The sequence below is a fragment of the Actinoplanes sp. CA-015351 genome (assembly GCF_050955685.1).
Taxonomy (GTDB): Bacteria; Actinomycetota; Actinomycetes; order Mycobacteriales; family Micromonosporaceae; genus Actinoplanes.
This window is the reverse complement of sequence record NZ_CP192102.1, coordinates 5,699,946-5,725,287: the sequence shown is the minus strand read 5'-3', so window position 1 is coordinate 5,725,287 and position 25,342 is coordinate 5,699,946. Positions and strand designations below refer to the sequence as shown.

At 70.6% G+C, this 25,342-nt stretch carries 19 protein-coding genes; 9 read left to right on the top strand and 10 right to left on the bottom strand.

Annotated elements, in window-relative coordinates; translation table 11 throughout:
- Positions 1-8: 8 nt before the first annotated feature.
- The gene (locus ACQP2E_RS26115; RefSeq protein WP_433825578.1) at positions 9-941 is read left to right on the top strand and encodes a phosphoglycerate dehydrogenase; all 933 of its coding nucleotides are present in this window, start codon (positions 9-11) and stop codon (positions 939-941) included.
- Here the strand turns inward: ACQP2E_RS26115 and ACQP2E_RS26110 are convergent.
- Complete coding sequence (locus ACQP2E_RS26110; RefSeq protein WP_433825577.1) at positions 918-1,499, bottom strand: helix-turn-helix domain-containing protein; 582 nt, start codon at positions 1,497-1,499, stop codon at positions 918-920. The genes ACQP2E_RS26115 and ACQP2E_RS26110 overlap by 24 nt on opposite strands.
- Before the next feature lie 77 nt (positions 1,500-1,576).
- Between ACQP2E_RS26110 and ACQP2E_RS26105 the strand changes: the two genes are divergently transcribed.
- Positions 1,577-3,157, top strand: coding sequence for an FAD-dependent oxidoreductase (locus ACQP2E_RS26105; protein WP_433825576.1), 1,581 nt, complete (start codon positions 1,577-1,579; stop codon positions 3,155-3,157).
- A 56-nt stretch (positions 3,158-3,213) separates the two neighbouring features.
- A complete protein-coding gene (locus ACQP2E_RS26100; RefSeq protein ID WP_433825575.1) occupies positions 3,214-8,463 on the top strand; it encodes a DUF3320 domain-containing protein in 5,250 nt (1,749 codons plus the stop codon).
- Here ACQP2E_RS26100 and ACQP2E_RS26095 read toward each other — a convergent pair.
- The 5 genes from ACQP2E_RS26095 to ACQP2E_RS26075 form a co-directional block, all read right to left on the bottom strand.
- Positions 8,453-8,989, bottom strand: a complete 537-nt coding sequence (locus ACQP2E_RS26095; RefSeq protein WP_433825574.1) for a DUF6879 family protein — start codon at positions 8,987-8,989, stop codon at positions 8,453-8,455. The two genes, ACQP2E_RS26100 and ACQP2E_RS26095, sit on opposite strands and share 11 nt — an antisense overlap.
- Positions 8,990-9,056: 67 nt before the next feature.
- Positions 9,057-10,589 (bottom strand): AMP-binding protein, encoded by a 1,533-nt coding sequence (locus tag ACQP2E_RS26090; protein ID WP_433825573.1) that lies wholly within the window; start codon positions 10,587-10,589, stop codon positions 9,057-9,059.
- Positions 10,590-10,724: 135 nt separating this feature from the next.
- Positions 10,725-11,957, bottom strand: a complete 1,233-nt coding sequence (locus ACQP2E_RS26085; protein WP_433825572.1) for an acyl-CoA dehydrogenase family protein — start codon at positions 11,955-11,957, stop codon at positions 10,725-10,727.
- 888 nt (positions 11,958-12,845) lie between these two features.
- Positions 12,846-13,703 carry a MaoC/PaaZ C-terminal domain-containing protein gene (locus ACQP2E_RS26080; RefSeq protein ID WP_433834058.1) on the bottom strand — a complete coding sequence of 286 codons (858 nt, stop codon included), beginning with the start codon at positions 13,701-13,703 and terminating at the stop codon, positions 12,846-12,848.
- Position 13,704: 1 nt separating this feature from the next.
- The gene (locus tag ACQP2E_RS26075) at positions 13,705-15,042 is read right to left on the bottom strand and encodes a 3-oxoacyl-ACP reductase (protein WP_433825571.1); all 1,338 of its coding nucleotides are present in this window, start codon (positions 15,040-15,042) and stop codon (positions 13,705-13,707) included.
- Positions 15,043-15,094: 52 nt separating this feature from the next.
- On the opposite strand from ACQP2E_RS26075, the gene ACQP2E_RS26070 reads away from it, so the two are divergent.
- Positions 15,095-16,372, top strand: coding sequence for an acetyl-CoA C-acetyltransferase (locus tag ACQP2E_RS26070; RefSeq protein WP_433834056.1), 1,278 nt, complete (start codon positions 15,095-15,097; stop codon positions 16,370-16,372).
- An 11-nt stretch (positions 16,373-16,383) separates the two neighbouring features.
- Here ACQP2E_RS26070 and ACQP2E_RS26065 read toward each other — a convergent pair whose 3' ends face one another.
- The 3 genes from ACQP2E_RS26065 to dhaM form a co-directional block, all read right to left on the bottom strand.
- The gene (locus ACQP2E_RS26065) at positions 16,384-17,715 is read right to left on the bottom strand and encodes an endo-1,4-beta-xylanase (protein ID WP_433825570.1); all 1,332 of its coding nucleotides are present in this window, start codon (positions 17,713-17,715) and stop codon (positions 16,384-16,386) included.
- A 122-nt stretch (positions 17,716-17,837) separates the two neighbouring features.
- Complete coding sequence (locus ACQP2E_RS26060) at positions 17,838-18,098, bottom strand: HPr family phosphocarrier protein (RefSeq protein ID WP_433825569.1); 261 nt, start codon at positions 18,096-18,098, stop codon at positions 17,838-17,840.
- Positions 18,082-18,468, bottom strand: a complete 387-nt coding sequence (dhaM, locus tag ACQP2E_RS26055) for a dihydroxyacetone kinase phosphoryl donor subunit DhaM (RefSeq protein ID WP_433825568.1) — start codon at positions 18,466-18,468, stop codon at positions 18,082-18,084. The genes ACQP2E_RS26060 and dhaM overlap by 17 nt, the downstream gene beginning before the upstream one ends.
- Before the next feature lie 96 nt (positions 18,469-18,564).
- Between dhaM and dhaK the strand changes: the two genes are divergently transcribed.
- The 5 genes from dhaK to ACQP2E_RS26030 all read left to right on the top strand — a co-directional run bounded on the left by dhaK (position 18,565) and on the right by ACQP2E_RS26030 (position 23,965).
- On the top strand, positions 18,565-19,563 hold the full coding sequence (dhaK, locus tag ACQP2E_RS26050) for a dihydroxyacetone kinase subunit DhaK (RefSeq protein ID WP_433825567.1): 999 nt from the start codon (positions 18,565-18,567) through the stop codon (positions 19,561-19,563).
- A gap of 1 nt (position 19,564) precedes the next feature.
- On the top strand, positions 19,565-20,176 hold the full coding sequence (dhaL, locus tag ACQP2E_RS26045) for a dihydroxyacetone kinase subunit DhaL (RefSeq protein ID WP_433825566.1): 612 nt from the start codon (positions 19,565-19,567) through the stop codon (positions 20,174-20,176).
- Positions 20,177-20,258: 82 nt separating this feature from the next.
- A complete protein-coding gene (locus tag ACQP2E_RS26040; RefSeq protein ID WP_433825565.1) occupies positions 20,259-21,827 on the top strand; it encodes a methyl-accepting chemotaxis protein in 1,569 nt (522 codons plus the stop codon).
- A 24-nt stretch (positions 21,828-21,851) separates the two neighbouring features.
- Positions 21,852-22,538 carry an acetoacetate decarboxylase family protein gene (locus ACQP2E_RS26035; RefSeq protein ID WP_433825564.1) on the top strand — a complete coding sequence of 229 codons (687 nt, stop codon included), beginning with the start codon at positions 21,852-21,854 and terminating at the stop codon, positions 22,536-22,538.
- A 98-nt stretch (positions 22,539-22,636) separates the two neighbouring features.
- Positions 22,637-23,965, top strand: a complete 1,329-nt coding sequence (locus ACQP2E_RS26030) for a YibE/F family protein (protein ID WP_433825563.1) — start codon at positions 22,637-22,639, stop codon at positions 23,963-23,965.
- Between the two features lie 8 nt (positions 23,966-23,973).
- Here ACQP2E_RS26030 and ACQP2E_RS26025 read toward each other — a convergent pair whose 3' ends face one another.
- On the bottom strand, positions 23,974-24,621 hold the full coding sequence (locus ACQP2E_RS26025) for a DUF4360 domain-containing protein (protein ID WP_433825562.1): 648 nt from the start codon (positions 24,619-24,621) through the stop codon (positions 23,974-23,976).
- Positions 24,622-25,342 lie beyond the last annotated feature (721 nt).

Sequence of the window (25,342 nt, the reverse complement as noted above, 5' to 3'; positions counted from 1 at the left end):
TGAGTGGCATGAAGGTACTGCTCCCCGACTCCGTCGAACTCGACCTCACGCTGGACGGCGCCGTCGTCTACCAGGTCGGCAAGCCCATCCCCGACGAGCATCGGGACGCCGACGTGCTCGTCATCTGGGGCAACCCGCCGGACATGATCGCCGACGCCGCCCGCCGTTTGAAGAGCCTGCGCTGGGTGCAGACCCTGTCCGCCGGCCCGGACGCCGTGGTCCAGGCCGGTTTCGCGCCGGACGTGCTGATCACCTGCGGGATCGGCCTGCACGACCAGACCGTCACCGAGCACACCCTCGCCATGGTCCTGGCCGCGGCCCGGCGGCTGCATCTGTTGGTCCGGGCGCAGATCGGCCACCGGTGGGCGGAGGAGCTGGGCGGGATCCAGCCGGTGCGGGAGCCGGCTCTTTTCCGTACGCTGCGCGACGCCAACGTGGTGATCTGGGGTTTCGGCGGCATCGCCGCCACACTCGCGCCGATCCTCACGACGCTCGGCGCGACTGTCACCGGAGTGGCCCGCAGCGCGGGCGAGCGGCACGGATTCCCGGTGGTCACGGCCGCGGATCTGCCGGACCTGCTGCCGGCGACCGACCTGCTCATCTCGATCCTTCCGGCAACCCCCGAGACGGTACGCGTGATCAACGCCGACGTCCTGGCCCACCTGCAACCGCACGCCTGGGTCGTCAACGTGGGCCGGGGCAGCACCCTCGACGAGGCGGCGCTGCTCAACGCGGTGCGGTCGCGCCGGATCGCCGGAGCGGCGCTCGACGTCTTCGAGACCGAGCCGCTGCCGATCGACTCCGGGTTCTGGGACGAGGAGAACATCATCATCACGCCGCACGCGGCGGGTGGCCGGCCGATCGGCGCCTCTGCTCTGATCGAGGAGAATCTGGCGGCCTTCACCGAGGGGAGGCCGTTACGAAACCCCGTTGCTCGTTGACCGGGCACGGATGTGGACCCGTTCGCCCTGCGGCCCGAAGATGCTGATCACCTCAGCCGGCTCGGTGCCCCCGTTCAGCACCAGGTGCGGCAGCCGGGTGTCGAACTCGGCGGCCTCACCCGGCTCCAGCAGCAGATCGTGCTCACCGAGCCGCAGCCGGACCGTCCCGGAGAGCACGTAGAGCCACTCGTACCCCTCATGGGTTTTCTGCTCGTGACAGTCACCCTCACCGGTTCCGATGATCGTCTTGAACGCCTGCAGACCGCCGGGCCGCCGCGACAGCGGGATGTACGTCCGCCCGCCGCGCACGATCGGCCGCGCCCGCACCCGGGGATCGCCGGTCTCCGGCGCGTCCACCAGGTCGTCGAGGCTCACCTGGTACGCCTTGGCGAGCGGCAGCAGCAGCTCCAGGGTCGGTTTCCGGCTGCCCGACTCCAGGCGGGACAGGGTGCTCACCGAGATCCCGGTGGTGTCGGCGACCTGGTGGAGAGTCAGGTCCCTTTGCTGGCGGAGATCCCGGAGGCGGGGGCCGACCGCAGCAAGCTCGTCTTTTGCCATAACGGCAACAATAGTTGCTGATTCTCGGGATCCTGAGGCACGGTGAGCGAGTAGTCAGGGCAACGGAGGGAAGACCGATGCAGCAGGATGCGTACGACGTCGTAGTGATCGGTGGCGGCGCTGCCGGGCTGAGCGGGGCGATGGTGCTGGCCCGTTCCCGGCGGTCAGTGCTCGTCGTGGACAGCGGTGAGCCGCGTAACGCCCCGGCGGCTCACATGCACAACGTGCTGGGTTTCGACGGGAAGGCGCCGGCTGAGTTTCTCGCGGCGGGCCGAGCGGAAATTTCCGGATATGGCGCGGAATTCGTGACCGCGACCGTCATCTCGGCTCTCAGAGGGGAAAACGGCTTCACGGTCACGCTGGACGACGGCCGCCAGGTCACCGGACGACGGCTCCTGGTGACCACCGGCCTCGTCGACGAGCTCCCGGACATTCCGGGCCTGGCCGATCGCTGGGGCCGCGACGTCGCCCACTGCCCGTACTGCCACGGGTACGAACTGCGCGACCAGCGGATCGGCGTCATCGTCAGCGGCCCGCTCGCCTTCCACGCGGCGCAGATGTGGCGCCAGCTCAGCCCGCACGTGCTCCTCCTGCTCAACGGCGGCGCCGCGCCCGCTTCCGAGCAGGCCGAGGAATTCGCCGCCCGCGGGATGCCGGTGGTGGCCGAGACGATCGCCGCGGTCCAGGTCACCGGCGACCGCCTCACCGGGGTCCGGCTCGCCTCGGGTGCCGTGATCGCGCTGGACGCCATCGCGGTCGGCCCCCGGTTCGTGGCGCGTTCGGCCGTTCTGGAGTCGCTCGGGCTCAAGGCTGCCGAGTTCGAGATGAACGGCGCCGTGCTCGGCAGCCACATCCCGGCCGACCCGAACGGCGCCACAGCGGTCCCCGGCGTCTGGGTGGCCGGCAACGTCACGAACCTGGGCGCCACGGTGGCGGTTGCCGCAGCGGCCGCGCAGACAACCGGCGCGATGATCAACCTGGACCTGATCGCGGAGGAGACCCGGGAGGCGGTCGGTGCGTACCGGCACCGGATCGCCACGATGTTCGAGGAGGACGCCTGGGAGGAGCGGTACCGGGGCAAGGACGCCGTCTGGAGCGGCCGGCCCAACCCGCAGCTGGTGGCCGAGGCGACCGAGCTGAGCGCCGGACGGGCGCTCGACGTCGGCTCCGGTGAGGGCGCCGACGCGGTCTGGCTGGCCCAGCGAGGCTGGCAGGTCACCGCGACCGACATCTCGACGGTGGCACTGAGCCGCGCCGCCGGGCACGCCGAGTCGGCCGGTGTCGCCGACCGGATCACGTTCACCCACGCTGATCTTCGCCAGGATGCGCCGGCCGCTGCGGCGTACGATCTCGTCTCGGCGCAGTTCATGCACCTGCCGCCGCAGGCGCGGCAGGAGCTGTACGCGCACCTGGCCGGCGCTGTCGCACCCGGCGGAACCCTGCTGATCGTCGGTCACCACCCGTCCGACCTGGCGACCACCGTGGGCCGGATGCACTTCCCGGACATGCTCTTCACCGGTGAGGAGATCGCCGCGACGCTCGACCCGTCGCTGTGGGAGATCGTCGCGGCCGAGGCCCGGCCGAGGCCGCACACCGACCCGGAAGGCCGGGAAATCACGATTCACGACGCTGTCCTGGTCGCTCGACGCCGCAACTGAGTCGATATTCGGGCGAATCGCCAGCATTCGTCCGGCCGCCTTGCTGGAATGGGCACATGCGGCCGGATGATGCTGAAGGACCCACCGGCCCGGGCGATGACGCCCGGGCGGCGCTTGCGGCCTGGCGCGACGGTATCGGCGAACCAGGTCCGGCGAACCGGCTCCTCAACCTGCCACGCGGCGGCGCCGACCTCGTCGAGATCGTCGCACCGGACGCCTCCGGCGTTCTCGGCGCTCTCAGCGAGGGCCGGGACGTGGCGTTCGGTGCCGATCAGCTGCGCGTCGAATTGCCGGACGAGGTGCTGCACCCGCTGCTGCGCCGGCTCCGCCGGCACGCACTTGCCGAACAGGCCGATCGCGGGGTCGAGGTTCTGCATCTCGCCGCCGGCCTGCTGCATTGGCAGGACAGCGACGGTACGGGCTACGCCAGCCCGATCCAGCTGGTGCCCGTGGAGCTGGTCGCGCTCGGCCCGGAGGACGTGCCCCGGCTGCGTGCCGGCAGCGGCGACCCGATCCCGAACCCGGCGCTCGCCACCCGGCTGGCGCGGCTCGGCATCACCATCGGTATCGACATCGCGACCCTGCGTGCTCAGATCGCGGAGAAGCCCGGCTGGCGCACCGACGACACTCTCGTGCTGGCCCGCTTCGACGTGGCCGCCGAGGAGATCCGCCGCGACCTGGCGGTCAACGAGCAGGCCGCCGCCGGCCACCCGGTCGTCCGCGCCCTCGCCACCGGCACCGCGAACGCGTTCACCTTCGCGCCGATCACGGCCGCCGAGATCGACACCCTGGCGCCGCCCGAGGACACCCCGCTGGTGCTCGACGCCGACGCCGACCAGCGGGCCTGCGTCGCGGCCGCGCTCGAAGGGCACAGCTTCGTCATCGACGGCCCGCCCGGAACCGGCAAGTCGCAGACCGTCGCCAACATGATCGGTGCACTCGCGCACGCTGGGAAACGCGTCCTGTTCGTCTCCGAGAAGGCCGCCGCACTGGACACCGTCCAGCATCGGCTCTCCGCCGCCGGGCTCGGCAACCACCTGCTCGACCTGCACGGATCCAAGATCTCCCGGCGGAGCGTGGCGAGCGCCCTTGCCGCCGCCCTGGACGCGGCGCCGACCGCGCCGGCGCCCGGGATGCCCGGCGACGAACGCGAGGCGCTGCGGGCGGCACGGGAGAAGCTCAACGCGTACGCGCAAGCCGTCAACGAGATCCGCGAACCGCTCGGCAAGAGCCTGCACGACGTCGTCGGCGCACTGTCCGGGCTGAACGACCTGCCGGACGCCCCGACCGCCGGCATCGGTGCGGCCGCTCTCACCAGCGAGGCCCTGGACCGGGTACGCGCCGCCGCCGAGAACCTCACCGCCGCCTGGCGTCCCGCCAACGAGCGCAGTGGTTTCCGGTGGCGTGAGGTCCTGGAAAAGGAATCGCTGGACGAGGCACTGCAGCTCGCCCAGATCGCCCTCGACGACCTGGCCGGAGCGTCCACCCCGAACGCGGCCATCGCCACCGCGTTCCACCTGCGCCTGCCGTCCGACGCCCCGGCGCTGGCCGAGGCTGCCGAACACGCCGCCAAACGGCCGCCCGAGGTCCAGGACGCCTGGCTCACCACGATGGCCCTGCGGCCGGTACGCCAGGCCGCCGAAGACCTGGAACGGCTGCTCGACGAGGTGACCAGGGCCGTCGAGCAGGCCGAAGCGCGTACCGGGGTGAGCTGGGAGACCCTGGCCGCGCCGCTGGACGCCGGCCGCATCCCCGAGCCGCCCCGGCTCATCCCGCCGGCGGTACGCCTCGAACCGCTCACCGCCGCCGACGCGAAGTCCCTGGCCGGCAGGTTCGCCGCGGACGCCGACGAGCTGGAGCACCAGCAGCGGCGCCTGGACCGGGTCACCACCCGGCTGCGGCTGCCGGACGTCGTGATGTTCACCGACGTCGAGCTGGTCACCCTCATCGCTGACCTCGGTGGCCGGCCGGACAAGCCGCTGACCGCCTGGTTCAGCCCCGGCGCGCAGAGCGCGGTGCACGGCGCCGCCGCCCAGTTGCGCCGGCACGTCGAAGCCGTCTCGGCCGCGCGTGCCGAGGCGGACGCGTACTTCACCGACGCGGTGCTGCGCGAACCCGTCGAGGAGCTGGCCGAACGGTTCGCCACCGTGCACCGCGGCGCCCGCAAGCTGCTCGCGCCGCACCGGCGCGACAAGGAGGCGGTCGCCGGATTCACCCGGCCCGACGTCAGCATCGACGAAGCCGTCGTGCACCTCGACCTCGCCGTCGCCTGGCGGCGGGCGCACGAGGGCCTGGTCGCGGCGGAACGGCAGCACGGCTCCTCGCTCGGCCGGTACTGGAAGCGGCTCGACACCGACTTCCGCGCGGTCGGCCGGGCCCTGGAGACCGCGGCCGAGGTGCTGCGGGTGGCGCCGACCGAGGCGCTGCCCGCCGTGATCGGATATGTCACCTCGGAGACCGGGCACGACGAGGAGCTGCTGCTCGCGGTGACCGAGGCCCGGGACGTGTTCCGGCACTGGCGGTCCACGCTGCGCCCGGAACCGGAACCGGCGGCCCGTCCCGAGCTGGGGCAGGGCACCGTGCACGACGGCATCGCCTGGCTGCGTGCCCAGGTCGGCCCGCTCAGTGAGACCGCGACGCTGCTCGACCAGCTGGGCCGGGCGGTCAGCCGGGACCTCAACGTCGCCGAGGCCCGGACGGTCCTTCAGGCGCGGCAGGCCGTCCTGGATGCCGAGGACGCGCTGAACGCCGCTTCGGCGGGGTACCGGGTGGCGCTCGGGGACGCGTACCAGGGCCGGCGGACCGACCTGCGGGCGCTCGGCGAGGCGATCGACTGGACGGCGCGGGCCCGGACCCTGCGCACCGGGACGGACGCGCCGCTGAACTCCGACCAGATGCAGGCGCTGAGCAGCGGCGGCAGCCGGCCGTCCGACCTGCTGCCGCTCATCGCCGCCTGGCAGGAGGCCCGGCAGCGGATCCTCGACGCGTTCGGCCCGGCCCGCCAGGTGCGGCTGGCCACCACCCTCGACCGCTACGAGACCGCTCGTGACCTGCTGCGTGACCTGCGCGAGGACGACACCGGGCAGCGCGAGTGGTTCGACTACCTGGACGCCCGCGAGATCCTCGCCGAACACGGCCTCGACGGTGTCGTGGACTTCTGCGCCGACCACGCCGTCGACGTGCATCTGGTGCCGGACGTGATCGAGCGGACCGCGTACCGGGCATGGGCCGAGGACGTCGTCGCCTCCGACGAGCGGCTGGAACCGCTCGCCGCCGCGGACCGCAACGAGCTTGTCGACGAGTTCCGCCGGCTCGACGCCGGTCTGCTCCAGGACGCCGCGAGCGCGGTCATCCAGGCCGTTCAGCGCCGCCGGCCGAAGACGCCGAAGAAGACCCCGCCGACGATCGCGCTGATCCGCGCCGAGGGGCAGAAGCAGAAGGGCCACCTCCCGGTACGCCAGCTCCTCGGCGAGGTCTGGGAGGCCGCTGCCGCGCTGAAGCCGTGTTTCCTGATGCCGCCCGCCGCGGCCGGCCGGTTCCTACCGGACCAGGCCCGCTTCGACGTCGTGATCATCGACGAGGCGTCCCGGATGACGCCGGCCGCGCTGGTCTCCTGCGCCCGGCGCGGTACCTCACTGATCATCGTGGGCGACGATGCCCAGCTGCCGCCGACCGGCGACCAGCCGTCGGCGCTCGTCGTCGCGAACGACTGCGGCGCCTTCACCCGGGTCGGGCTCACCCGGCACTACCGCAGCCGCCACGAGTCGCTCATCGACTTCGCCAACCAGGCGTTCTACCAGGGCCGGCTGGTCACGTTCCCGGGCGCGCTGCCGCCCGGGCCGGACATCGGCGTCGAACTCTTCGGCGTCGGTCACGGCGGCAGCGAGGCCGATTACGTGGCCGAGCGGGTCGTCCACCACTTCAACCACCGGCCCACCCTCTCGGTCGGTGTGGTGACGCTGACCGCCGGGCAGGCCGACACGATCGCCGACGCCGTCGAGACGACCCTCGCCGGTGACCCCGACCTGGAACGGTTCCTCGGCGACGTCTTCGTGAAGGACGCCGAGACCGCGCAGGGCGACGAACGCGACGTGATCATCCTGGCCACCGGTGCCTCGCTGGAAGCGGCCGCCGGCCCCACCGGCGCCCGCCGGCTCAACGTCGCGATCACCCGGGCCCGCCAGCGGGTCGAGGTGGTCAGCGCCATTCCGGCGCGCGCCGAACCTGCCGGGGAGGGCGAGCGCAAGCTTTCCGCGTACCTGGAGAACGCGACCTCGGGATCCACTGCGGGTGAGCGAGGCGACCAGATCTCCACCGCGCTCGAGGACTCCGTCCTCGAAACCATCACCGGCTGGGGCTTCGCGGCGGACGCCCAGGTGGGCGTCGGTCCAGGTCGCGTCGCGGTCGGGGTACGCGCAAACGAGGCCGACGACACCGGGTACGTGCTCGGAGTCCTGTGCGACGGACCTGGCCAGGCCGCCCCCGTGGCCCGCGACCGGGACCGCCTCGGCGACCAGGTGCTGCACAGCCTCGGCTGGAGCCTGCACCGGATCTGGAGCGTCCCGTGGTACCGCGACCGGGCGCAGGAGGAGGCCCGGCTGCGAGTCGCCATCGAGAACGCCCTGGCCGTCCCGGACGTCTTCGCCGAAGCGGACGAGGAGCTGCTGGCGATTCGCCCGGTGCCGCGCCCGGAATGGGCACTGCCCTACGAGCGCGCCACTGTCGGCCAGCTGCCGGCCAGCGCGCGGGCCAACGACGACGTGGCCCGTGCCCTGCTCGTGCAGGCCGTCGAGCGGGTCGCCGAGCTTGAGGGTCCGGTGCATCTGCAGGTCCTGACCCGGCGCATCCGCGAGGCGTGGGGGATCAGCCGGCTCACCCAGGGGGTGAAGACCGCTATCGAAACGGCGATCCGCTCGTCCAGCGCCGGATTCGACGGCACGTTCGTCACCGCGCCCGACTCGCCGATCCCGGCCGTCCGGGTACCCGCCGACGGGGTGAACCGCAAGCCCGACCAGGTCGCCGAGCCGGAGCTGCAGCTCGCCCTGGAATACCTGGTGCTCGACGCCGGCCTGGTCGAGGGGGAGGACCTGCTGGCGGCGGCCGGTCGGCTGTTCGGCTGGAGCGGCAACCGGGCCGGCGCGTCCCGGCTCGCCCAGATGCTCGACGACCTGGTCTCGGCCGGGCGGTTGATCGCGCATCGCAGCGGGTTGATCGCCGCGCCCGAGGAGGATCTGCTCGACCTGCCCGATCCGGCCACACTGCCGCATCGTGACGACGCGAAACGGCGGTCGGACGTCAGCGCTTGATGCCATTCCATCTTTTTGAGTAGGCGTCGTGCGGGACCGCGACCGGCCAGAGCGCGTCGCGGACCCGCACGCAATGCCCGACGATCGCCGGGTCGTCGGTCGCCGCGCCGAAGATGTCCAGGTCGTCCTCGGCAAAGAGAGTGAACACCACTCGCCGGTCGTCGAAGATCCAGTAATCGTCGGCGGCGATCGGCAGCCCGTTCAGCTCGGCGCGGGGCAGCCAGCGGATCACTTCGCCGGCGTCGGCGTTCAGGTGCGAGATGCTCAGCAGCCAGCGGGTGTAATCCCCATGCGGCTCGGTCACCACGCGCAGCCGCCGCACGGTGCGCCCGGACCCGGTGGTCTGCCGGACCAGGTTGAGCCAGGGTTGCTGCCACTCGAAGTCGTCGGGCTCGCCGGCGAGATATCGGCGTATCGGCTCGGTCTCCCCAGGTGTCTCGTAGACGTCGGCGACCTCCAGATGGAAGGCCTCGCGCTGGAAACCGCGGAAGATCTCGTCGAATTCGTCGTTCAAGAGCAACTGCATCAGTCCACGATGGTCACTCAGGGTGTCGAGGTCCACACGTGAGGTGAAATATGCAATTTGCAGAAAATTATTGTCCGGAGTCGCGGAGTTCCCGGGCGAGAATCTTGCCGGTGGCGTTGCGGGGCAGCGTGTCGAGGAAGATCACGTCGCGGGGGACGCAGAACCGGGCGCGGTGCCGGCGGACGTGGTCGCGGATCTCGTCGGGGGCCAGCTTCTCGCCGTCGCGCAGGACGATGTAGGCGGCCAGGCGCTGCCCGTATTGGTCGTCCGGGACGCCGATCACGGCGGCCTCGCGGATCTGGGGGAGGCCGGCGAGGAGGTTTTCCACCTCGGCGGGGTGGACGTTCTCGCCGCCGGAAACGATCATGTCGTCCTGGCGGCCGTCGACGAAGAGTCGTCCGGTGTCGTCGAGGTGGCCGAGATCGCCGGTTTCCAGCAAGCTTTTTTCCGGATTTTTGGCTTCCTGTCCGGTGTATCCGTCGAAAAGCATCTCGTTGGTGACGAAGATGCCGCCGATCGTGCCGGTGGGCGCTTCGCTGCCGTCCTCGTCGAGGATCTTCACCGTTGTCCCGAACGGTGGCCGGCCCGCGGTGTCCGGCGCGGCCCGCAGGTCCGCCGGTGTGGCGATCGAGACCCAGGACGCCTCGGTCGAGCCGTACAGGTTGTAGAGGACATCTCCGTACCGGTCCATGAACCGGGTGGCGAGGCCACCCGGCAGAGCCGAGCCGCTCACCGCGGCCACTCTCAGGCTGGTGACTCTCTCTCGCTCTCCGAGATCCATCAGCTGCTGCACCATCACGGGTACGCCGATCAGCGCATCCACGTCGTTGCGGATCAGTGACTCGTGGACCTTGGCGGCGTCGAAGCGACGATGCAGCACGATCGTCGCGCGCAACGCCAGGGCGATCTGGAGTCCGGCGAAGCCCCAGGTGTGGAAGAGCGGCGCGGCCAGCAGGATCCGGTCACCGGCGTGCAGCGGGATCCGGTCGATCACCGAGCAGAGCGGGCGGAAGCCGCCGGGGGTGGGCCGTCGCGCTCCCTTCGGTGTGCCGGTGGTGCCGGAGGTGAGCACGATGGTCCGGCCGGGTTTTGCCGGTGGGAGCAGGTCTTTGCTCCTTCCCGCCTGGATCTTGTCCGCCCGGATCTTCTCGGTGTTCTCGACGAGGGCCAGCTGTGGCGCGAACTCCTCGTCGTGGATCACGACTTTGAGGTCCTGGTCCTTGGCGACGGTGGCGAGCTGACTGGCGGAAAGACCGGTATTGATCAGCACGGGGTCGGCGCCGATCGACGTGATCCCGATCAGCGCCTCGATCATCCGGGCCGAGTTGCGGCAGAGCAGGCCGACGCGTTCCCCGCTTCTCAGGTTCAGTGCGCTTGCTGTGCGCTCCGAGCCGGCCAGCAGTTCGGCGTACGTCACCTGGCGCTCGTCGTCGATCACCGCGAGCCGCTCGGGGCTGCGGGCGGCGGCCTGGCGCAGCTCGCCGGCGAGGCCGAAACCCCAGCGGCCGAGCGCGCCGAACTGCCGGACGATCCGTACTGGATTGCCCGGCATGAGCAGACCACGCCGGGCCATGGTGGCAGCGATGAAGGGCAGATCCATGACAGTGTCTCCTCTCGCTCACCCGCCCTTCCCGTGACCTGGTCGTGCTGACCACCGGCGCGACCCTGTCCGCGATCTTGTTGATTTCGTCCGCACCGTTTCCGGAGAACTCAACAAGATCGAGGCGGGGAGGGGTTAGCGGATCTGGATTCCGGAGATGGCTCGGGCGATCACCAGGCGCTGGATCTCCGACGTGCCCTCGAAGATCGTGTAGATCTTGGCGTCCCGGTACATCCGCTCCACCGGGTGATCACGCAGATATCCGGCGCCGCCGAGGATCTGCACCGCTTTCTCGGTGACGGCGACCGCCACCTCGCCGGCCTTCAGCTTCGACATCGAACCCTCGCCCGCCGCGAACGGCCGCTCGTTGCGGCCCATCCACGCGGCCCGCCACACCAGCAGCCGCGCCGCGTCGATCTCGGTACGCATGTCGGCCAGGGCGAACGCGATCGCCTGGTTCTCGATGATCGGACGGCCGAACTGGACACGGGTCCTCGCGTACTCCAGGGCGTACTCGTACGCGGCCCGGGCGATGCCGAGCGCCTGTGCGCCGACTGCGGGACGGGACAGTTCGAACGTACGCATCGCGGCCTGCCCGGACCGTTTCGTCCGGTCCGCAGGGGTGCTCTGCTTTTCTCTGGCTCGGGCCAGGCGCCGGTCCAGAGCTTCCTTGCCGCCGAGCAGGCAGCTGCCGGGAATCCGCACATCGTCGAGGAAGACGTCGGCGGTGTGCGAGGCGCGAAGGCCCAGCTTCTTCAGCTTGCGGGTGGCGGCCAGCCCTTTCGTGCCGGGCGGCACCACGAAGGCGGCCTGCCCCCGGGAACCCAGGCTCGGGTCGACACTCGCCGTCACGACGTGCACATTGGCGATGCCGCCGTTGGTGGCGTACGCCTTCTGCCCGTTCAGCACCCACTCGTCGGACGCCTCGTCGTAAACCGCCCGGCTGCGCATCGACGCCACATCCGATCCGGCTTCCGGCTCGGTGCTGCAGAACGCGGCAACCTTGGGGTCGGCGGCGTCACCGAAACACTGTGGAACCCACTCGACCAGTTGGTCGGGCGTACCCGATCCGTAGATCGCAGCGACCGCGAGCGACGTCCCGGAGATCGCCATCCCAATGCCGCCGTCACCCCAGAAAAGCTCCTCGTTGGCGAGCGGCAGACTGAGCCCGGACGTGTCCGACCAGGTGTTGACCAGGAACTCGAACCCGTAGAGCCCGATCTTCGCGGCCTCCTGCAACACCGGCCAGGGCATCTCCTCCCGCTCGTCCCACTCGGACGCCGCAGGCCGGATCACCGACTCGGCAAAGCCGTGCACCCATTCACGCAGGTCGTTTTGTTCCTCATTGAGGTCGAGCCAGAACTCCACGTCGGATCAGCCTTTCCGGCAGCGGGTTAACTCGCCGGTAACTTTAAGGTCACCCCAAGCCCCTGACAACCACCCCAACCCCCAAACCCAAACACCCGCCCCCAGCGTGCCCGCCCGGTCTGCGGCGTGGCCTGGCCGCCCGGTTCGTGGCGTGCCCGCCCGGTCTGCGGCGTGCCCGCCCGGTCTGTGGCGTGACCGCCCAGGCCGCGGCGCGGGTGTCGGCTGCTCGGGGTCCGCCACCTCGCGGGCCGGCTGCTTGCGTGGGCGGCTGCTTGTGCGGCGGCTGATCTCCGTCCGGCTGTCACTCACGGCCGCCATGCACGACAGCTGGCAGCCGCAGGTGACAGCTGAGCGAAGCGCGGCCAGCTTGTGCTCGTGCTTGTGGTCGTGTGGAGGCGGCAAACGCGACCGTAGGCGCGAGCCGGTCGTGGGCGATGTCTCGCAGCTCATGGTGATCTCGCGTGATCCCTGTTCGCGTCGAACGAGCGGCCGGTAGCCGGGCGGGCCGGATCCCGATCCGGCCCTCCCGCCCAATGCTGGTCGGGTTGCCGCAACCGAGACGCGGGCGCACGGAAGCGCCGCTCAGCGGTGATCAGGGCGCACGTAGTCGGTGTGTGTGCTGGCGTCCCGGCTATGGCGTGGATGAGACCGCACCGAGCGGTTAAGTGTGATCCCGTCTACGCCGCTCGGGCCGGGCCTGCGCAGCTCACCGTCCCCAACCGGGCCAGGGACTACCCGCCGCCGCCCCCCGAGAACCGCCAGCGAGGGCCGAGCCGCTGGGCCTCAGGCGCCGCGGTCCACTCTCTGTCACGAACGGTGTGGAGCTGGCCGGGGCGTCTGGCGGATCTTGGAGCCGGACTCTGCCCGGTCAGGGGGTGATTCTGCCGGTCAGGGGGTGATTCTGCCGGTCAGGTGGGGGCGTTTCGATCTGAGTGAGAACTCCCAGCCCGCGCCGGCCAGGGCCGCCGTGAACGACGGCTTGCCGGGGAGCAGGAGAGGGCTCTTGAAGGCGACGTCCACCGTGTACGACTCCGGCAAGCGGCCCTCCAGGGCGGCCAGTGAGCGGGCCTTGGTCCACATGCCGTGGGCGATCGGGCGGGGGAAGCCGAAGAGCTTGGCGCATACCCGGGACGTGTGGATCGGGTTGCGGTCGCCGGAGACAGCGGCGTAATCACTGCCCACCCGGGCCGGCACCCACCACACCGCACCGCCGGGAATTACGGAAAAATCCGAAATATCCGATGTTGAGGAACCCGCGCTGCCCGCGCTGCCCGGCCCCGTGATGCGGAGGTACGTCGACACCTCTCGCCACACCTGCACCCCGCCCACCGAAGCGGTGGTGACCACATCGAACTGGCGGCCCCGCGCGTGGTCGCGCAGTTCCACCGCCCGTACCGACAGATCAAGCCGCTCATCCGCGAACACCGGCCGCGACACCGTGATCCGGTTCGTCACGTGGACCAGCCCGATCAGCGGCAGTGGGAAGTCCGGCGCTGTCATCAGGCGCATGGCCAGCGGGAATCCGAGCACATGCGGATAGGTGGCCGGCAACCGATCCGACAGCCGGAAACCGCACACCCGGTCATAAGCGGCCAGATGCGACCGGTCCACCACGACACCCCGGTGCACCATCTCGACGTCCGGCAAGGTCGAGCCGCGGCGGGTGCCCGGGAGCATGCCCAGCGCGGCCCGGGCGTAGGAAGCCGTCGTCCCCGGTCCGGAACTCAGCTCGACGACCGCCACCATCTCAGGCACCCAGCAAACTCTGGCCGCAGACCCGTACCACGTTGCCGGTGATCGCGGCCGAGGCCGGTGACGCGAACCAGGCGATCGTCTCGGCGACGTCGATCGGGAGGCCGCCCTGCGACATGCTGTTCAGCCGGCGGCCGGCTTCGCGCAGGCCGACCGGCATCTTCGCGGTCATCGCGGTCTCGATGAAGCCGGGCGCCACCGCGTTGATCGTGATGCCCCGGTCGGCGAGCAGGGGCGCGTACGACTGCACCATGCCGATCACACCGGCCTTGCTGGTCGCGTAGTTCGTCTGCCCCCGGTTGCCCGCGATTCCGGCGATCGACGCGACGCCGATGATCCGCCCGCCGGACGGGATCAGGCCACGCTCCAGAAGAAGGTCATTGACCCGCGACGGCGCGGTCAGGTTCACCCCGATCACCGAGTCCCAGTGGTCCTCGGACATCCGGGCGATCGTCTTGTCCCGGGTGATGCCGGCGTTGTGCACGACGATGTCGACGCCGGCGTGTGGTCCGGCGGCGAGGTAACCGGCCAGCCGGGCAGGCGCGTCGCCGGCGGTCAGGTCCAGCTGGAGCGCGCGGCCCTGGCAGGAGTTCGCCACGTCGGCGAGAGCGTCGCCGGCGGCCGGGACGTCCAGCGCGATCACCTCGGCGCCGTCCCGGGCCAGGGTGCGGGCGATCGCCGCGCCGATGCCCCGGGCCGCGCCGGTGACCAGGGCGAGCTTGCCGTCGAGCGGCCGTTCCCAGTCCGCAGGGGCGTCCACCGAGCCACTGTCGATCCGGATGACCTGCCCGGAGACATAGGCCGAGCGCCCGCTCAGCAGGAACCGCAGAGTCGACTCGAGCCCACCCTCACCGCCGGGCGCCACATAAACGAGCTGACTTGTCACCCCGCGCCCGAACTCCTTGCCGATGCTGCGGGTCAGACCCTCCAGGCTCCGCTGCGCGGTCGCCTCTCGCGCATCCAACCCCGAAGGCTGGGTGCCCAGCACGATCACGCGGCCCGAGACCTTCAGGGAGCGTGCGTACGGGTGGAAGAAGTCGTACAGCGCGCGCAGTTGCGACGAGTCGGCGATGCCGGTGGCGTCGAAGATCAGCGCCGCATATCTCGTACCCTCGGTGAAGGAAGGGGCGACCTGGACGCCTGCGTCTCCCAGCAGTTTGCGGATCGGCTCGGAGAGCCGGCCGTCAGGCGCCGCACCCACCAGGACCGGTCCGTCGGCCGGCGGATCTCCCGCCTGGTGACGCCGCAGCCGGGGCGGATCGGGAAGCCCGAGCCGCTTGACGACGGTCCGGCCGAGTCCGGAGTTGGCGAAGTTCGCGTACCTGTCAGCCATGCGGGTAGCCTACCCGTGAGTAACCGAAGTGCTTTCGATGTGGAGGATAGTCGTGCCGGACATCAAGCGTGTGGCGGTGCTCGGCGGGAACCGGATCCCGTTCGCCCGGTCCAACAGCCGGTACGCCGAAGCCTCGAACCAGGACATGCTGACCGCTGCGCTGGACGGTCTGATCGCCCGGTTCGGCCTGGCCGGCGAGCAGCTCGGCGAGGTCGTCGCGGGCGCCGTGCTCAAGCACTCCCGTGACTTCAACCTGACCCGCGAGGTGGTGCTCGGCTCCCGCCTCGACGCGCGGACCCCGGCGTACGACATCCAGCAGGCCTGCGGCACCGGCCTGGAAGCCGCCATCCTGGTCGCCAACAAGATCGCCCTCGGGCAGATCGACGCCGGCGTCGCCGGTGGCGTGGACACCACTTCGGACGCCCCGCTGCAGGTCAACGAGGACATGCGCCACGCGTTGCTGGAGATGAACCGGGCGCGGACGCTCGGCGCCCGCCTCAAGGCCGCCGCGAAGTTGCGTCCGCAGCAGGCCCTGCAGCCGGTGCAGCCGCGCAACTCGGAGCCGCGCACCGGGCTCTCGATGGGTGAGCACGCGGCGATCACCGCCCTGCGCTGGCAGATCACCCGGGAGGCGCAGGACGAGCTGGCGCTCACGTCACACCAGCGGCTCGCGGCGGCGTACGAGAGTGGCTTCTTCGATGATCTTCTGACGCCTTACCTGGGGCTGACGAAGGACCAGAACCTGCGCGGCGACTCCACGATCGAGAAGCTCGCGTCGCTGAAGACGGTGTACGGCACGGAGAACCCGACCATGACGGCCGGCAACTCGACACCGCTCACCGACGGAGCCTCGACGGTGCTGCTCGCCTCCGAGGAGTGGGCAGCGGCGCACTCGCTGCCGGCGCTCGCCTTCATCAAGGACTCGGAGACCGCGGCTGTCGACTACGTGCACGGCGACGAGGGCCTGCTGATGGCCCCGGCCTACGCGGTGCCGCGGATGCTCGCCCGCAACGGGCTCACCCTGCAGGACTTCGACTACTACGAGATCCACGAGGCGTTCGCGTCACAGGTGCTCAGCACCCTCGCGGCCTGGGAGTCGCCGGAGTTCTGCAAGGAGAAACTCGGCCTGGACGCGCCGCTCGGCTCGATCGACCGCGCCAAGCTGAACGTCAACGGCTCGTCGCTGGCCGCGGGCCACCCGTTCGCCGCGACCGGCGGCCGGATCGTGGCCACCCTGGCCAAGCTGCTCGCGCAGAAGGGATCGGGCCGGGGCCTGATCTCCATCTGCGCGGCAGGTGGCCAGGGTGTCGTGGCGATCTTGGAGCGCTGAAAGGCGGCAGATCAGCGGGCAGTGCAGGTCGGCGTCCCGGACGGGGCGGTGCCGGTGCCCTGGAAACCGAACTCGGTGCTGGCGCCGGCAGCCACACTGCCGTTGTAGCTGACGTTCGTGAACGTCGAGCCGCTCGCCGTGGCACTCCAGGTGTTGGTGATCGCGGAGCCGGCCGGCAGCGAGAGCCCGACGGTCCAGCCGTTGATCCGGGCCGCGCCGGCGGTCACCTTCACCGTCACGACGAAGCCGCCGGTCCAGGCGTTCACCGAGGTGGCCGCCGTGCAGCCGGAGCCGGTGGGCGGGTTGCTCACGCTGGGTGAGACCGAAACCGAGGGTGAAGGACTGGTTGTCGTCCCGCCCAGCTCGTTCAGCACCGCGGTGTACGCGGCCTTCGGGTTGCCACTGCCGTCGAACAGCAGCGGCGTGCCACTCGCCCGCCACGAATCCGTGTCCCGGATGCCCCACACCGTGATGCCGTTGCACCGGGTCACCGCGAGGCAGGCCCGTACGGTCGCGGCGAACGAGTTGGCCTGAGCGGTGCCCGAGCCCTCGATGTCCAGCTCGGTGATCTGCACGTCGACGCCGAGGTCCGCGAACCGCTGCAGGTTCGCCTGGTAATCGCTCGGCAGCGGGGACGCCGCGTTGAAGTGCGACTGGAAGCCCACGCAGTCGATCGGCACGCCCCGGGCCTTGAAGTCCTGGACCATGGCGTAGACCGCGTTGCTCTTCGCGTTCTGCCCGTCGGTGTTGTAGTCGTTGTAGCAGAGCTTGGCGGCCGGGTCGGCGGCGCGCGCGGTACGGAACGCCACCTCGATCCAGTCGTTCCCGGTGCGCTGCAGGTTGGAGTCCCGGCGGGCGCCGGTCGAGCCGTCCGCGAACGCCTCGTTCACCACGTCCCAGGAATCAATCTTGCCTTTGTAATGCGTGGCGACCTGGGTGACGTGGTTGACCATGGCGCTGCGCAGCGCGGTGCCGCTGAGGTTCTGCGCCCAGGACGGCTGCTGCGAGTGCCAGGCCAGGGCGTGCCCGCGGACCTTCTGGCCGTTGGCGATGGCACGGTTCACGATGGTGTCGGCGCCGGTGTAGCTGAACGTGCCCTGGGACGGCTCGGTGGCGTCCCATTTCATCTCGTTCTCCGGCGTGACCGAGGTGAACTCCCGGTTCAGGATTCCGGAGTAGACCGAGTCGGAGAGTTTGTAAGCGGCCACGGCCGTACCGAAATAGCGGCCTTTCTCGGCGGCGGACGCGCCCAGGGTCGAGGCAGCGTCGGCGGTGGGGGAGAGGGCGACGACGCCGGCGGCGGTGAGTGCGGCCGCCGTCAGCAGGACGAGTGTTCGTCTCATGGGGAACTCCAGTAGGGGACGATGGGCGGCGTGGGGATCGACGCCCATCGAAACGTTACCGACATGTTCCGGAAACCTCAACCGGTTCAGTAGTTGATCGCGCAGGTGGAAAGCTTCGAAACTTACGAAGCCGTTCGCAGGATCTCGGCCACCGCTGTCGCCGCCAGGACCGCGTCGTCGCCGTCGGCGTGCACGGTCACCGTGGCTCCCTCACGAGCGCCCAGTGACATCAGGCGCAGTGCGCTGCGAGCGCTCGCCGTGCGGCCGTCATGGCGTACCTCGATGGTGGCCTGGAAGGCCGCCGCGACCCGGACCACCGCGCCCGCGGGCCGGGCGTGCAAGGCGGCGGGCAGCACCACCGGGATCTCAGAACTTGGAGACATCGCGCGCCTCCTCGGCCGCTGCCACGACCTCGTCGAGGCCGGCGCCGGTGGAGGCGATCACGGCGGCCGCCACCGCGCCCTCCACGAACGGCGCGTCGACCAGGACCGGACCGGGTGGAAGGTCTTCCAGGACGGTCCGGGTGGTCAGCACGGCGCTGCCCAGATCGGCCAGGACCAGCACGCCCGCGCCGGAGTCGGCCCGCTCGATCGCCGCGGAGACCGCGTCGAAGTCGGTGCCGAGCGAGCCGTCCGGCGTGCCGCCGGCCGGCTCCACCCGCACCTCTTCGGTCGCGACCTGGCGAACCAGGTCGCGCACCCCCTCGGCCAGTTTTCCGCTGTGTGACACGAGAACGATCCCGACAAGCGCCATGTCCATGGATGTTAGTCACCGAAAGGGTTGGCCGAATCGCTCAACGCGACGATGCTGATCCCACGGGCACCGTCGCCCGACTGGGAGGAGCCGGCCGTGAAGAAATTCATCAATGATCCCGCCGACGTGGTGGCCGAAGCGCTCGCCGGGCTTGCCGCCGCTCATCCGGAGCTGCGCGTCGACGCGGCCGAGCAGTACATCGCCCGCGCTGACGCACCCCGCTCCGGGAAGGTCGCGCTGGTCTCCGGCGGCGGCTCCGGCCACGAGCCGCTGCACGGCGGTTTTGTCGGCCCCGGCATGCTCGACGCCGCCTGCCCTGGCGAGATCTTCACGTCGCCCGTTCCGGACCAGATTCTCGCCGCCACCACAGCGGTCGACGGCGGCGCCGGCGTCGTGCACATCGTGAAGAACTACACCGGCGACGTGATGAATTTCCAGCTCGCCGCCGAGATGGCCGCCGACGAGAACATCGCGGTGGAGACCGTTCTGGTCGACGACGACGTGGCCGTGGAGAACTCGACGTGGACCGCTGGGCGGCGCGGCACCGGCGCCACCCTGCTGGTCGAGAAGATCGCCGGGGCGCGCGCCGAGGAGGGCGGCAAACTGGCCGAGGTCGCGGCGATCGGGCGCGAGGTCAACACCCATTCGGCCTCTTTCGCGTACGCGTTGACGGCCGGCACCACACCGTCCGCCGGCCGTCCCGGGTTCGACCTGCCGGACGACGAGATCGAGGCGGGCGTCGGCATCCACGGCGAGCCGGGCCGCCGGCGGGAGAAGCTGCGCCCGGCGAACGACCTGGTCGCCGCGGCGCTGGACGCGATCCTGGAAGCCAAGCCGCTGGCCGCGCCGGACGAGGTGATCGTCCTGGTCAACGGGCTGGGTGGCACACCGCTCATCGAGTTGTACCTGGTCTACGGCACGCTGGTGAAGCTGCTCGAAGCGCGCGGGATAACCGTCGCCCGGCGCCTCGTCGGCAACTACGTGACCAGCCTCGACATGGCCGGCCTGTCGATCACGGTGACCAAGGCGACCGACGAGTTCCTGCAGCTCTGGGACGCTCCGGTGTCCACTCCGGGCCTGCGGTGGGGTGCCTGACGTGGAGGTGGATCTCGCCATCGCGTGGCTGCGGGCCGCGGCGGACTCCGTCGCGGCCTCGGCCGGCGAGCTCACCCGGCTCGACGCGGCGATCGGGGACGGCGATCACGGGGTGAACATGAGCCGGGGTTTCACGGCCGTGATCGCGGCCCTGGACGCCGGCACGTTCGACAGCGTCGGCGACGTCTTCGTGAAGGCCGGCACCACCCTGATCTCCAAGGTGGGCGGTGCGTCCGGCCCGCTGTACGGCAGCGCGTTCCGGGCGCTGGGCAAGGCGCTGCCGGCCGGCCCGTCGGTCACCGCGCCGGAGCTGGCCGCCGGACTGCGGGCCGGGCTGGAGGCGGTCCGGAAACTCGGCAAGGCGGATCCGGGGGACGCGACCATGGTGGACGCGTTCCAGCCCGCGGTGGACGCCTTCACCGGTGACGACCTCGCGGCGGCGGCCGAGAACGCGGCACGGGCGGCCGAGCAGGGCGCCCGGGCCACCGTCGATCTGCGCGCGCGCAAGGGCCGGGCGTCGTACCTGGGCGAGCGAAGTGTCGGACACCAGGACCCGGGAGCCACCTCGACGGCGTTGATTTTCAGAGCACTGAATGCCGTTACCGCAAAATAGGTTCTCAGTGGGCAAATCCGCCAAGTTCCACTCATCGGGGTCTCCGGCGTACCGAGAATGATCGGAGGCTCCGGGAGGTGTGATGGGTATCGGCGGGTTGTTCGACAACCGGTCCTTGCGTACGAAGATCGGCTCTGCGGCTATGGTCGCGACCGTCAGCGGTCTGATCGTCGGCGGGGTAGCCATCAAGACCGTGTACGAGCTGAACCAGGACGCGGCCACCGCTCAGCGGCAGTCGATCACGATCGCGAACGCGGTCGGCACGTTCAGCAAGAACATCGAAGCGTACGTGGGCGGCGTCTCGGCGGTGCAGCTGTACCCGAACATCGCCGAGCAGCTCCTGGCCGGCATGGAGGCGAACAAGGCGGCCGTCGAGGGGGCCCTGGACTCCCTCGACGCGGCTCTGCCCGGCGACGGCACGGTGGCCAAGGCGAACACCGACTGGGACGCGTTCGTCGAGTTCGTCGGCACCGACCGCTCCACGGCGTCGGCGACCGAACTGACCGCGGCCCTGCAGGAGTACACCACCCTGCACGACGCCCTCGGCGAGGACCAGGTGGCGCTGCAGGACCAGGCGACGGCGATGGCCGAGGCCCAGATCACCGCCGCGGAGAAGTCCGGGCGCAACGCCGCGTACCTGATCGCCGGCCTGCTCGTGGCGGGTGTGCTGCTCAGCCTGCTGATCGGGTTCCGGGTCGCGGCCCGGGTCGGCGAGACCGTGCACGGTGTCTCGCACATCGCCGAAGGCCTCGCCGAGGGCGACCTGACCCGCACCTCCGGCGTGAAGACCCAGGACGAGATCGGCCGGATGGCCGCCGCCCTGGACAAGGGCATCGGCAGGCTCCGCGAGGACGTGGTCCAGGTGGCCCGCAACGCCGACACCATCCAGAGCGCGGCGGGCCAGCTCAGCTCGGTCTCGATCGCCGTGGACGCCGCCGCGCAGCAGGCGTCCTCGCAGGCCGGCACGGTCGCCTCGGCGGCCGACGTGGTCTCCGGCAACCTCCAGATCGTCTCGGCCGGCTCCCAGGAGATGGGCTCGGCGATCCGCGACATCAGCGTCTCGACGACCGAGGCCACCGAGGTCGCCGCGCAGGCCGTCAACGTCGCCTCGGCGACGAACGCGATCGTGGCGCGGCTCGGCGAGAGCTCCGAGGAGATCGCCACCGTGGTCAAGGTGATCACCAGCATCGCCGAGCAGACCAACCTGCTGGCCCTGAACGCCACCATCGAGGCGGCCCGTGCCGGTGAGGTGGGCAAGGGCTTCGCGGTCGTCGCCGGCGAGGTGAAGGACCTGGCCCAGGAGACGGCGAAGGCCACCGAGGACATCTCCGGGCGGGTCCAGGCCATCCAGGCCGACACCAGCGGCGCGGTCACCGCGATCGCCGAGATCTCGACGATCATCGAGCGGATCAACGGCCTCCAGCTGACCATCGCCTCGGCGGTCGAGGAGCAGACCGCCACCACCCAGGAGATGAACCGGACGTTGTCCGAGGCGGCCAGCAGTGCCGGCGACATCGCGGCGACGATCACGACGGTCTCCGACGCGACCCGCCGGACCACCGACACGGTCGGCGAGACGCGGACCGCCGCCGACGCCCTGAACATCACCGCCGCGCAGCTTCAGCGGGTGGTCTCCCGCTTCCGCTACTGACCGACAGCTGTCAATGTAGAGGCCATGTACCCGCCCGAGCCCTGGCATCTGCGCGGCCAGATGTATCTCTCGGTCTTCCTCGTCCCGCGGGGCAGGCTGCCGCAGCTCCCCCCGGTCCTCGACACAGCGGTCCAGCCGATCACGGTCGGCGGCCGGGTCGCGGTCGGCGCCGCCTGGGTTCGGTACGAGCCCGGCGGCGTCCTGCACTACCAGGAGTTGCTCAGTGCCGTGCTGGTGCACGAGCGCGGCCGTCCCCGGGTCAGCATCACCGACATCTGGGTGGACAGCCTCGCCTCCCGTGAGGGCGGCCGGCGGCTCTGGGGCATCCCGAAAGAGATGGCCGATTTCACGATCGACGCGGAGAACGAACCGCTTGTCGACGCGCAGGCGGCGGTGGCGCCCGGCGGCCGGCGCATCGGCTCCGCGCTGGTCCGGCTGAAAGGGCGGCTTCCGGGCCGTTTCCCGCTGGCACTCACTGTCGCCCAAGCGGTGGGCGAGACGGTCCGGCGCACACCGGTGCGAGGCCGGGGCGGCTTGCGTACGACCACCGCGGCCTGGCAGGTCGAGCCGGAGGGCCCGATCGGATACCTGGCCGGGCGGCGTCCCGTGCTGAGCCTCGCCATCACCGATTTCTGGCTGGTGTTCGGCCGCACGCCGACCGACCGGGCGCGCAAGGCCCACTCCACGGAGAAGGGGAACACCCGCGGCTGAAAAAGGTTCCTTGGGTACGGTTCGGCAGAAGCATCACCGACCCGCGGTTCGGCAGAAGGTATCGCCGGCCCGCGGTTCGGCGGGAGCATCGCCGACCCGTGACGAGGAGTGAGATGAACCAGGCCGGCCACGACCACCATCACCACACCGCCGGCCCGGCACAGCCGATGTCGGCCCGTGCCCGCCGGATCACCCTGTGGCTGCTGGTGCCTGCCGTCCTGATCACCGCGCTCGGGATGCTGCTGCTCTGGCCGCGCGACACCCCGCAGTCCACCGAGGGCGCCGGGCCGGAGCGGGCGTTCGGCCGGATCGTCGCGGTCACGCCGGAGGCCTGCCCGGAGGTGCCCGAGGGCGAGACGCCGCTGACCGGCTGCGGAACCGTCACCGTCACGCTCGACGACGGCACCGGTGTCACCAGCGAGATCCCCGGTGGCCCGGGCGCGCCCGAGGTGGGTCCGGGCGACGACGTGACGCTGATGGTCCTGGAGAATGAGGACGGCACCCGCGAGTACTCGATCACCGACCATCAGCGGTCGACCCAGCTGTGGCTGCTCGGCGCGGCGTTCGCCCTCGCGGTCGTCGCGTTCGGCCGGTGGCGCGGGCTGACCGCGCTCGGCGGGCTCGCCGTCACGTTCGCGATCCTGCTCTTCTTCATCGTGCCGGCCATCCTGGACGGTCGCTCGCCGGTCGCCGTGGCGGTCGTCGGCGCCGCCGCGATCATGCTGATCGTGCTGTACCTGACGCACGGCTTCTCGATGACCACCACGATCGCGGTGGCCGGCACCCTGGCCAGCCTCGCGATCACCGCGGTGCTGGCCGCTGCGGCGACGGCCGCCGTGCACCTGACCGGGGTGGCCGACGAGACGTCGAACTATCTGACGATCACCCAGGGCGACGTCAACATGCAGGGCCTGCTGCTGGCCGGCATCGTGATCGGCTCGCTCGGTGTGCTCGACGACGTCACCGTTACCCAGTCCGCCACCGTCGCCGAGCTGGCCGTCGCCAACCCGCGGTACGGCTTCCGGCAGCTCTACGGCGCCGCGACCCGGATCGGCCGTGCGCACATCGCCTCGGTGATCAACACGATCGTGCTGGCGTACGCCGGCGCGTCGCTGCCGCTGATGCTGCTGTTCGCGGCCGGCAACACGCCGGTGAGCGAGCTGCTCACCTCACAGCTGATCTCGCAGGAGCTGGTGCGCAGCGCGGTCGGCACGATCGGCCTGGTCGCCGCGGTGCCGATCACCACGGCGCTGGCGGCGCTGCTGTCAGCCAGGGCGCCCCACCCGGCGGCCGACGCCTCCGATGGTGATGTGGCGCGTGGTGATGTGGCGCGTGATGCGGCCGCCGGCGATGCCGCCCCCGCCGAGGGTGGGGGACGGCGTCCGCCGGAGGAGAACCGCTGGGCCGCGTTCGTCGACCGCGACTGACCGGGTTCCTACTTTCCGCACTTCTTCCACTGGACGCGGTAGACGGTGTTCAGCGACGCGTCGGTGGAGTCCATCGAGATGAAGCTGGTGTGCTTCTTCGAGTCCGACGTGCCACGGTTCACGCGCAATTCGGTGTTGATGTTGAGGAACCGGCGGTCACCACAGTTCAGGAAGTTCAGCGAGGCGATTCCCACCTCGTCGGTGCGCTGCCAGTTGCCGTCCATCGGGCCCTTGAAAGGGTGCCGGGTACGCGTCGTCTGCGAATATCCCTGGAAGTAGTAACCGGCGTTCTGCTCGGCCCAGGCGCCCTTCTGCAGGTTCGCATAACCGCGGTAATCGGCGGTCGCGACGGCGAACGTGAATCCGTTCGGCACCTTGATGTCGAGCGCGAGCTGACAGTTCTTCCGGAAGTCCAGAGCCGAGGCCTCCGGGCCGACCTGCGCGGTGTACTCGGAGTACGAGACGGTGAAGGCCTTGTTGTCCTTCGACACCGTGATGGCTGCCGTGCCGTCCGGGCAGCCCGACCCGTTGGCCTTGACCACGTCAATGATCATCATCTCGTCGGGTGTCGGGTTGCCCGCCGGCGCTGCCTGGACCGGCGCGGCCATGGCCAGTGCGCCGAACATCGCCGCCCCCGCGGTGAGCGTACGCAACATGAGAATTACTCCGTTCGTAAGGAATCCATTAGGCGAAACCGGAGAATTGTTCGCCGAGAAGGATTCTTCAATTGTTCCCATTTCCCACCATAGTGATTTCGCGGAACCGCATGGCCAGGCCGGGAAACAGTCGAACGGAAGTCCGGTAAAGGCGACCATTAGCACCTGATATTCCCGATCACCCCACAGCCGAGCCCGATCCGTGCTAAGCGCGCCGCGCCGGCCCGTTCTGCGCGCGCCGAGCCGGCAGCCGTGTGCGCCGAGCCGGCCCGTTCTGCGCGCGCCGAGCCGGCCCGTTCTGCGCGCGCCGAGCCGGCCCGTTCTGCGCGCGCCGAGCCGGCAGCCGTGTGCGCCGGCCGGGTACGTGGTGTGCAGCTGGCAGCCGTGACCCTGCTGCCTGAATGGGCCGGCGCCCTCGCGAGCCGGCGCCCAGCGTCTTGCCGAGCGGCACGAGCCGACCAGTCCGCGATCTTGGAGGCTTCTGGTTGCGGAGTGTTACACGCTGTCACGGCGAGGCGGGCCGGTGGTCGATGTGTGGAGCATGGTGGGGCCTCCAGGCACCGCCAGTTACCAAGATCGGCACGTGATGCCCGTGGGCGCGGCACGCAGAGCGACGAAGCAGGTCGCCGGTGAACCGCGCACCCGCCGCGCACCCGCCGCGCACCCGCCGCGCACCCGCCGCGCACCCGCCGCGCACCCGCCGCGCACCCGCCGCGCACCC